A 1,867-nucleotide genomic window follows, 5' to 3' on the forward strand; every position below is an offset into this window, starting at 1 on the left:
CGATAAAATTAGATCACAAACGAAGCCTTTTTTATATCTATTTCAATTGGTTGGCGCTAAAGATCCTGTACATGAAGGGGAGCTAATCTGGTGTGTTCTGCGAGGCCACATACGCCTTGAGCGTTTCGATAGTGGCCCCGCCAGCACTGCAAGCAAAGTAAGAGCGCGACCACAGGAGCCCGCTATTACTTTGCTTTCGTAGGTGCGTATTCAATATGCGGATCTGGCGGCTACTGATCGACTTCAAATTATTGACCAACACACTGACGGCCAACTTCGGTGGATAGGCTACGAGCAGATGAACGTGATCGGCTTCGCCATCCATCTCCAGAATGTCGATCTCCAACTTCTCTGCCGCAGATAAAAATGCGCCGCGCATCTGCTCGATCATGGTGCCATCAAGCAGTTTGCGGCGGTACTTCGTGGTGAAGATTAAATGCACAACTAGCTTGCTGACGGAGTGACGCCTCCGCAGATACCTAGTCAAATCATCATGATGCACACTCACTTGCAATACTTCGTTAAAAGTCATACTGTATGGGTATCCTAGCAGCGAGCGGTGACTTTGAGAAGAGCAACGAAAGTACGCATTTATCCGACCGACGAACAAGCGGCATTCTTGAATGCCCAGTTCGGCGCGGTGCGGTTCGCGTACAACAAGGCCCTTCATATTCAACGACACATGTTCAAGCGTCACGGGATTTCACTGAAACCGAAACGCGACCTGAAACCCATGCTCGCAGTGGCGAAAAAATCGCGCAAATACGGCTGGCTAAAGGAGTACGATTCACTCGCCTTGCAGCAAGCGGTGATTAATCTCGACAAGGCATTCGCCAACTTCTTCAATCCCAAGCTCAAGGCACGAATGCCTACCTTCAAGAGCAAACGGGGCAGGCAATCCAGCTATCACCCCAACGGAAAGGTGCTCACAGCGGCTATCCAGTTGCCGAAGATGACGCCCATCAGGGCGGTCATTCATCGAGATATTATCGGCGTGGTATCCAGCATCACAGTCAGCCGTGGCCCGACAGGGAAATACTATGCTTCCATCCTTTGCGAGGATGGCTGCGAGGCTCCCGCCAAGCCCACCTTCATCACGGACGTGACTGGCTGTGATATGGGGCTGTCCCACTACCTCATTGAGTCGAGCGGCAAAAAGATTGCCAATCCACGCCACCTTATCAACGCCAGTCGCAATCTACGACGCAAGCAAAAGGCACTGTCTCGCAAGAAAAAGGGCAGCGCCAACCGTGGCAAGGCAAGACGGCAACTGGCCGCCCTGCACGAACGGGTAGCCAATGCCCGCGCCGATTTTCAGCACAAACTCTCTCACACGATGGTTGACGAAAACCAAGCGGTCATCGTGGAGACATTGAAATCAGCGAACATGATGAAAAATCACAAACTGGCCCGCGCCATTGGCGATGCTGGTTGGCATGGTTTCATCATGAAGCTGGAGTACAAGGCACAAGCGGCGGGTCGCCACCTAATCAAACTTGATCAGTGGTTTGCCAGCTCGAAACTGTGTAGCGATTGCGGCCACAAGATGCCGGACATGCCGTTGCATCAGCGGCAGTGGGTATGTCCAGCGTGTGGGGCAGGGCATGACCGCGACATTAACGCGGCCATGAATATCCAGCAACAAGGCATATTGGAATTAAAGGCGGCGGGACACGTCGTTTCTACCCATGGAGGCCAGCGTTAATCTGCCAATTCGGCAGTAGCGGCCTAAGAAGTGGGAAGCCTCGCCGCTTGCGGCGGGGAGCAGTCACTTCTCAAGTGTTCTTCTCCTTAACCATCCCCTCATATGAGCGAGGCGTGGCGCGGCTTCTGAGGTATGATCGCCATCCTTGACCAGCTAATACCC

Annotated in this window: 2 protein-coding genes; one reads left to right on the forward strand and one right to left on the reverse strand. The window is 52.9% G+C overall.

What is annotated here, in order from left to right; translation table 11 throughout:
• Nucleotides 1–82 precede the first annotated feature (82 nt).
• On the reverse strand, nt 83–508 hold the full coding sequence (tnpA, locus tag OKB81_RS20200) for an IS200/IS605-like element ISAeme8 family transposase (protein WP_041205574.1): 426 nt from the start codon (nt 506–508) through the stop codon (nt 83–85).
• Between the two features lie 57 nt (nt 509–565).
• On the opposite strand from tnpA, the gene OKB81_RS20205 reads away from it, so the two are divergent.
• Nucleotides 566–1,705: an RNA-guided endonuclease InsQ/TnpB family protein gene (locus OKB81_RS20205; protein ID WP_041206863.1), complete on the forward strand. Its 1,140-nt coding sequence runs from the start codon at nt 566–568 to the stop codon at nt 1,703–1,705.
• Nucleotides 1,706–1,867: the final 162 nt, after the last annotated feature.

Source organism: Aeromonas sp. QDB56 (assembly GCF_027705505.1).
GTDB lineage: Bacteria > Pseudomonadota > Gammaproteobacteria > Enterobacterales > Aeromonadaceae > Aeromonas > Aeromonas caviae.